This is a genomic window from Verrucomicrobium sp. 3C, from assembly GCF_000379365.1.
GTDB lineage: Bacteria > Verrucomicrobiota > Verrucomicrobiia > Methylacidiphilales > Methylacidiphilaceae > Methylacidimicrobium.
Genome location: NZ_KB901878.1, coordinates 28,529 through 35,323, shown reverse-complemented (window position 1 = coordinate 35,323; position 6,795 = coordinate 28,529). Strand labels below are relative to the sequence as shown.

Annotated in this window: 6 protein-coding genes; 3 read left to right on the top strand and 3 right to left on the bottom strand. The window is 61.6% G+C overall.

Annotated elements, in window-relative coordinates:
* Positions 1–105 (bottom strand): helix-turn-helix domain-containing protein (locus tag A37A_RS21610; protein ID WP_231363952.1); only part of this gene is annotated, 105 nt, incomplete at its 3' end.
* Between the two features lie 356 nt (positions 106–461).
* On the opposite strand from A37A_RS21610, the gene A37A_RS0114025 reads away from it, so the two are divergent.
* The gene (locus A37A_RS0114025) at positions 462–1,304 is read left to right on the top strand and encodes a hydrogenase expression/formation C-terminal domain-containing protein (RefSeq protein WP_018292120.1); all 843 of its coding nucleotides are present in this window, start codon (positions 462–464) and stop codon (positions 1,302–1,304) included.
* Positions 1,305–1,347: 43 nt separating this feature from the next.
* Here A37A_RS0114025 and A37A_RS0114020 read toward each other — a convergent pair whose 3' ends face one another.
* On the bottom strand, positions 1,348–2,478 hold the full coding sequence (locus A37A_RS0114020; protein WP_018292119.1) for a DUF763 domain-containing protein: 1,131 nt from the start codon (positions 2,476–2,478) through the stop codon (positions 1,348–1,350).
* A gap of 181 nt (positions 2,479–2,659) precedes the next feature.
* On the opposite strand from A37A_RS0114020, the gene A37A_RS17710 reads away from it, so the two are divergent.
* On the top strand, positions 2,660–4,237 hold the full coding sequence (locus tag A37A_RS17710) for a DEAD/DEAH box helicase (RefSeq protein ID WP_196799650.1): 1,578 nt from the start codon (positions 2,660–2,662) through the stop codon (positions 4,235–4,237).
* A gap of 17 nt (positions 4,238–4,254) precedes the next feature.
* On the opposite strand, the gene pgm is transcribed toward A37A_RS17710, so the two are convergent.
* Positions 4,255–5,898 carry a phosphoglucomutase (alpha-D-glucose-1,6-bisphosphate-dependent) gene (gene pgm, locus A37A_RS0114010; protein ID WP_018292117.1) on the bottom strand — a complete coding sequence of 548 codons (1,644 nt, stop codon included), beginning with the start codon at positions 5,896–5,898 and terminating at the stop codon, positions 4,255–4,257.
* A gap of 228 nt (positions 5,899–6,126) precedes the next feature.
* Here pgm and A37A_RS17705 point away from each other — a divergent pair.
* The coding region (locus tag A37A_RS17705) for a helix-turn-helix domain-containing protein (protein ID WP_231363944.1) at positions 6,127–6,795 on the top strand (669 nt) is incomplete at its 3' end.

The following is a 6,795-nucleotide window of genomic DNA, read 5'->3' as shown; positions in this document are numbered from 1 at the left end:
CCCGTCGTATCCCCGAATCCGATACCGAGCTCGCCACCGCCGAAGGGTGCGAGGACTCCATCCCAAAATCTCCGCCGCATCCAACCAACTGATCCGCTTCGCCATCGCCCGCATGATCACCTCCTGCACTTTCATGACCCGCCATCCTTCCGCTTCGCCAAAGCCGTCCATGTCCCCATCTCATGAACTCTCCAGCCCCCAATACCCAAGCGGTCACTTCATCTGCCCTCGCGGCGGTCACTTCACTTGCTTACGACACGCGACTTGCCTCCTCTTCGAAGTTGCATTAAAACTACAAAAATCGTTGTCTTGACTTTGGCAAATGAAGCCCCATCTCCGTAGTGTCGACGTCTTTGTGCCTCCCGGCGCGTGGGCTCGTTTCTCCGCCGGAAAGGAGGCCGGTAAAGCTATTTTTCGTGCGGGAATGAGGATTCCTTTGCTTTCCGTAATGCTTTCCCCCTATGCACTCCTCGAGAAAATCGCCGCTGGCGGATGCGGCAGCGGGCGAAAAGGACTATTCACCCTTCCCTCCTGAAAAGCTTCTAAAGCCGAAGCAAAGAGCTCTGCCTTCGGCGCGAGGAGAGTCATACTTCCAGTATGCCCCTCGCATCGAAGGGGTGCTCCTTACGCTCGAGCGGGCGCTGCTGGGTCACCAATTGTGGGAGCCACCCCGCTCGATTCCTCTGACGGACCTCAATCCGGACGAACAGGAGTTGCTATTGGGGATCCTCGGAGAGGGCACGGCGATTGTGGAGGTCCCAGGAAAGACGGAACAGAGCGCAGTGGGGACCATGCTGAGCGGGGTCTGGTTCGTGGAGGGACAAACGGGAGAGGATCATTTCACCCACGCGGTCGATGTCGGAGTGCTGCCCTCTTTTGCCGTGGACCGGTTGGCGGATCTTCCCTCCATGAGGCTTCCTCCGATGTCGCTCTCGTCGGAGTCCGTTGCCGTTTCGGCCGTTCTCCAGGAACTCCTGGAAAAAGAAAGAGAGTGGGAACGGGAGGCCGTGCCTCAGAAGGTCCACTTGCAGCTCCATCCTCTCCTCCCGCTCGATTACGAGCGGCTCGCCTCCTTTCTCGGTCCGGCGCCCCTCATCGGCTGGCAGGAGGGCCGCTATCGCTGGTGGCTCCTTGGCACGCAATGGCGAGATCTCTGGCGGGTCGAAGTGCGCACCTGGAAAGGCCAAGGAGTGGCTTCTTTTCTGGAAATCGGTCGCTATCCCGACGCCTTCATGTTTCCGCCCTCTGCCTTCTTGGTGGGCGCCCGCCGCGTGCAGCGCCTCCTCCAGCTTTACGGGGAATAGGGGCTGGCGCAAAGCCGCAGCGCCGCAGCGTTCCACCGGCCTCTTATCCACCGAGCCGAGCGAGCCTCCGGAGCGCTTCGGTCTTCGCGGTATGGCCGAGGCGGGATCTTCGCACGGCATCGCTGACCACGGCGATATCCTGCTCATAGAGCCGCCGATCGACCGGAAACGGGTATCCATCCTTGCCTCCGTGCGCATAAGCATAATCGGCCCATCGATCGGAGCGGGCGGGGTCCCGTCGCGCAACTGGAGCCCCGTAGATCAGCTCGGCCGTCAGCGCCAAGCTCCGGATCGCCTTGGGACCGACTTGAGGCGTCCCAAGAAGCGCCTCGAAGTCTTGCGGGGCGCGCCGGTGAGCGGCGGCGACGATGCGGCCGAGTCTAGCCAGGTCGACGTCGATCGGTAAGAGAGCGTGGCGTGCGGGAGCGAAGAGCGTCGGCCCTTCGACGCTGGCCCGCAGGGTCTCCAGGAAATGGTCCGGCTCCTCGCGGATGAGCGCGGCGCTGGCCGCCCGATTGGGAGCAGCCTCTTGGGCGACCATATTGAGCAGATCTTCGGAGACCGGTCGCTGATCCGCTCTGGGAGCGGCGGCAAGATCCCCGATCGCCGCATGGGGCTCGCAGACGAAATCGGCGACGGATTCTCCGATCCAATGGTAGCGGCGGGCCGTTCGACCTCGCTCGTTCATCCCTTGTTGGACGACGCACCAAGCTCCCTTAGGGGTGAAGAAGAAGCTATGATGATAAAGAGCATAACCGTCCTGCACGGCGGCCGAGTCGACCTTCGCGCTCATCCGGGAGGCATAGACAAGCCTCTTTCCCCCGGTGATCCCAAGCCGATCGGCAAAGCGGGTGATTTCCTCCGGGGCCTTCCGGCTCGTCGCTCCCTTCCCGCCGGCGACGACGATCCCAAGATCGGCACCGTAGATCCGGTAGGCTTCCTTGAGCGCCCCGCAGGTCACCGTCGTTAGGCCGGAGGAGTGCCAGTCGAAGCCGAGCAGGCAGCCGAAGGCTTGGAACCACCAGGGATCGGCGAGCCGGCGGAGCATCTCGTCTGAACCGTGCTCGTCGATGATCGCCATCACGACCGCCCCGGCCAGGCGGACCATCCGATCGAACAGGGCGGCAGGAGCCTTTCCGTTGTGCAGCGGCAGTTCGGCCAGAGCTCGTTTCATCAGAACTCGTCGGCGAAGAAGTCCAGTTCAGCCCGGAGGCCAAGGTCCTGGCGGAAAGGGTGATCTCCTTTCCCTCCTTATTTATTCCCTTGAGCAAGGAATGAAAAGAGCCGAACGTTGTCCGTGCTTTCCTTTTCGGTTTGCCGAGCGGCGATCCCGTCTTTTTCCGGCTAAGATTCCGATGCGCAATCTCTACGGAAAAAGGATCAACCTCTACCCGTGGCAGGAGGAGGCGCTCGCGAGGATTCGGGATCGAAGCGCCCTGATCGCGGCGCCGACTGGCAGCGGGAAGACGGTGGTCGCTTACCGTTGGGCAGAGCTCTGGGAAAGGCAACGGCGGGTGATTTTTACGGCCCCGATCAAGGCCCTCTCCAACGAGCGGTACCTGGAGCTCCGCGCCCTCTTTGGAGAGGAAGTGGGGATTCTCACGGGGGATGTGAAGCGCAATCCGGAAGCCCCCCTTCTCTGCATGACGCAGGAGGTCTACGCCAATCGATTTTGCGGTGTGCCGCATCAGCGCGTGGTCGTCGATGAGATTCACTACATGGTCCACAATCCGGATCGAGCGCGGGCTTACGCCGAGGGGATCGCCGGGACGCATCGGGAAAGTGATCTGCTCTTTCTCTCGGCGACGGTCGATGCGCGGCGCTTCCTTTCCTATCTCTCTCGGCTGGCAGAACGGCCGCTTGAGCTCATCGAGCAGAGCCGGCGACCGGTTCCCATCCATTATTTGGATCGGCAGCCTTCCGAGCGAGAACTGTGGCGGGAGCTCGCTCCGGTGCTCGTCTTCGTCTTTTCCTACAAGGGAGTCATGGGGCTGGCGGGAGAACTCCATCGTGCCGCCCATGGCCGGCTAGGGGCTGCGGAGCGCGGACGGATCCGGGAGCTGGCGAAGCAGTACCGGGTCGATCGGCCCGATCTCCTCCGGTTGGTGACCGATGGGGTGGCCATCTATCACGGCACGCTTCTTTACAAGGAGAAGCTCTTCGTCGAGCGGCTCGCCCGGGAAAACCTGCTCCTGGCCGTCGTAGCCACCGATGCCCTTTCCTTGGGAATCAACCTTCCGGTGAGGACGGTTCTCTTTGGCCAGCTGGCACGATATATCTCCGGCCCGATCGCCAAGATGGAGTTTTTACAAATGGCTGGGCGGGCCGGCCGGCCCAATCTTCAGGAAGCTGGCTACGTCGGCTTTTGGGAGACCTGCTTCGAGGCGCGAGGATTTGATACCGGACGGCTCTTTCGGACCTTGCGGAAGAAGGCGCTCGAACCGTTGCGCGTTCGCCCTCTGCCGTCGATCAAGCGCATCTTGAATCAGACACCGATCGAGGAAGAGCTCGAGCGATTGATCGCCCTCTCCTTCCCTTCCCTTCATCCGCAGGAGATTTTCACCTTCCAGCGGATGGTCGAGCTCTCGATGGAAGAGATCGAGCGGAGCTGTCGCCTGCTACAAAAACGGGCCAGAGCGAGCGAGCGGCTGCTCGAGGTCTTGCGGCGAATCTACTTCGATGAATTTTCGGTTTCTGAAAACCTCGAGCTGGCCAAGATGCTCGTTCTAGAAGGCAAGATCGATGCCCGCCGAGAGATTCGCCAGATCCGCGAGCGGGTGCGGAGCGAGGGAGAGGCGCTGAAGGAGCTTCTCCAGTTTCGGCGCTTCCTGCATCTCCTCGACCCCGAAGAGGTAACCGGGGCGGACGCCTTGGAGCAGGCGATCGTCTGTCTTGACGAGTTCGTACTCCATCCGGAATCCCTCGAAGCCTGACGGCTAGCGGGATTCCGCTACCGGGCGAAAAGCTTCGCAAGCATCGTCCGGGCTTCCTCCTGAATCCGGCGGAGATGGAGAACGTTCCGAAAGCTCTCGGCGTAGAGCTTGTAGACCTCTTCGGTTCCCGACGGACGGGCGGCAAACCAGCCATTCTCGCTGATCACCTTGATTCCGCCGATCACTCCTCCCGAGGGAGCGCGATTGAGGACGGCCGTCACCGGATCACCGGCGAGGGTCGGCATGGCGACCTCCTGGGGGGAGAGGGAAAGGAGCTTTCTCTTCTGCTCGTGAGTCGCCGGGGCATCGATGCGCTCGTAAAACGGATTGCCGAGCCTGCCGGTAATCTCCTGATAGAGGATGCCGGGGTCCTTGCCGGTTCTCGCCGTGATTTCGGCAGCCAAGAGGCCAAGGACCATGCCGTCCTTATCAGTTGTCCAAGGAGTGCCATCTTTGCGCAAGAGGGTCGCTCCGGCGCTTTCCTCTCCGGCGAATCCGAGGGTACGGGAGAGAAGCCCCTCGACGAACCATTTGAAGCCGACCGGCACCTCGAAGAGGGGCCGCTTCGCGGCTTGCGCCACCCGATTGAGAATGCCTGAACTGACCACGGTCTTCCCCAAAGCGGCTTCCGGCTTCCATTGAGGGCGCGAGCCTCCGAAAAGATAGGAGGCCGCCACGGCAAGAAAGTGGTTCGGATTGAGCAATCCGCAGCTCGGCGCGACGATCCCGTGACGGTCGTGGTCGGTGTCGCAGCCGAATGCGATGTCGAACTGCCGGGCCCGATCGATCAATCCTCTCATCGCGTAGGGTGAGGAACAGTCCATCCGGATCTGGCCGTCCCAATCGACGCTTAGAAAGCGGAAGGTGGCATCCACCCCTTCATTCAAGACGGTCGCGTTCAATCCGTAGCGCTCGGCGATCGGCTTCCAATAGTGGACTCCGGCGCCTCCCAAGGGATCGATGCCGATCCGGACTCCGGCAGAGCGAATGGCTTCGCAATCGATCACCGACGAGAGATCGTCGACGTAGTGGCGAAGGTAGTCGTGTCGCTTGACTGAGGAGGAGCGGAGGGCCTGCTCGTAGAGCATCCGGCGAGCTTCCGCGCCGCCACCCTGCAGAATGGCATTGGCCCTCTCTTCGATCGTCCGAGTCACGGCGGTATCGGCCGGACCGCCATGAGGTGGATTGTATTTGAACCCCCCATCGGTCGGCGGGTTGTGGGAGGGCGTGATCACGATCCCATCGGCCTGTCCCGCCCCTGAGCCGCGGTTGTGGGTGAGGATCGCATGGGAGATCACAGGTGTCGGCGTGTAGCCGAGGTCAGGATCGATGCGGACTTCCACACCGTTGGCTGCGAGAACCTCGAGAGCCGTCGCGAAAGCTGGCTCGGAAAGCGCGTGGGTATCCTTCCCCAGGAAGAGCGGTCCGGAGATGCCCTGTTGGCGGCGGTAGTCGCAGATTGCCTGGCTGATCGCGAGAATGTGTGCCTGGTTGAATGAGCCGCGATCACTCGATCCCCGGTGGCCTGAGGTTCCAAACTGGACCCGCTGGTCCTCGACCTTGGCGTCCGGCCAGATCTCGTAATAGGCGGATACGAGCTTCGCTAAATCGGTAAGAAGCGAGAGCGGTGGCAGCTTGCCAGCCAGCGGACTGATCTCCATGGGAACTCTCCTCGGATGGGTGGGGATGGCGGCTCCGGTCGCCGGGCGACGCCCTCATTCCGTCTATCCGCAAACCTCCTTCCGGTCAAGGACAGATGCTGCGGATGTCGTAAGCAAGTGAAGTGACCGCCGCGAGGGCAGATGAAGTGACCGCTTGGGTATTGGGGGCTGGAGAGTTCATGAGATGGGGGCATGGACGGCTTTGGCGAAGCGGAAGGATGGCGGGTCATGAAAGTTCAGGAGGTGATTATGCGGGCGATGGCGAAGCGGATCAGTTGGTTGGATGCGGCGGAGATTTTGGGATGGAGTCCTCGCACCCTTCGGCGGTGGCGAGCTCGGTATCGGATTCGGGGATACGACGGGCTTTTTGATCGGAGGAAGCGGAGGCCAAGTCCGCGGAGGGTGCCGATGGAGACGGTGGAGAAGGTTCTTGGGCTCTATCGGGAGCGCTACGAGGGATGGAACGGGCGGCATTTTCACGAGAAGCTTCGGGAGGAGGATGGGATTGAGTTGAGCTATTCCTGGGTCAAATGTGCGTTGCAGACGGCTGGGCTGCTGCCGAAGCGGAATCGTGGGCGGGTTCATCGACTGGAGCGAGAGCGGAGGCCGATGCGGGGGATGCTTTTGCATGTGGACGGGAGCACTCATGATTGGATTCCGGGGTTGGGATGGCAGCCGGATCTGATCGCCTTACTGGACGATGCGACGAGCGAAGTCTACGAGGCCTTTTTGTGCGAGGAGGAAGGGACCAAAGCGATCCTTTCGGGCTTACGGAGCGTCATTGAGAAAGAGGGGCTCTTTTGCAGCCTCTACACTGACCGGGGCAGCCATTTTTTCCACACGCCCGACGCGGGAAAAGGGGTAGACCGAGAGCAGTTGACGCAGGTCGGCCGGGCG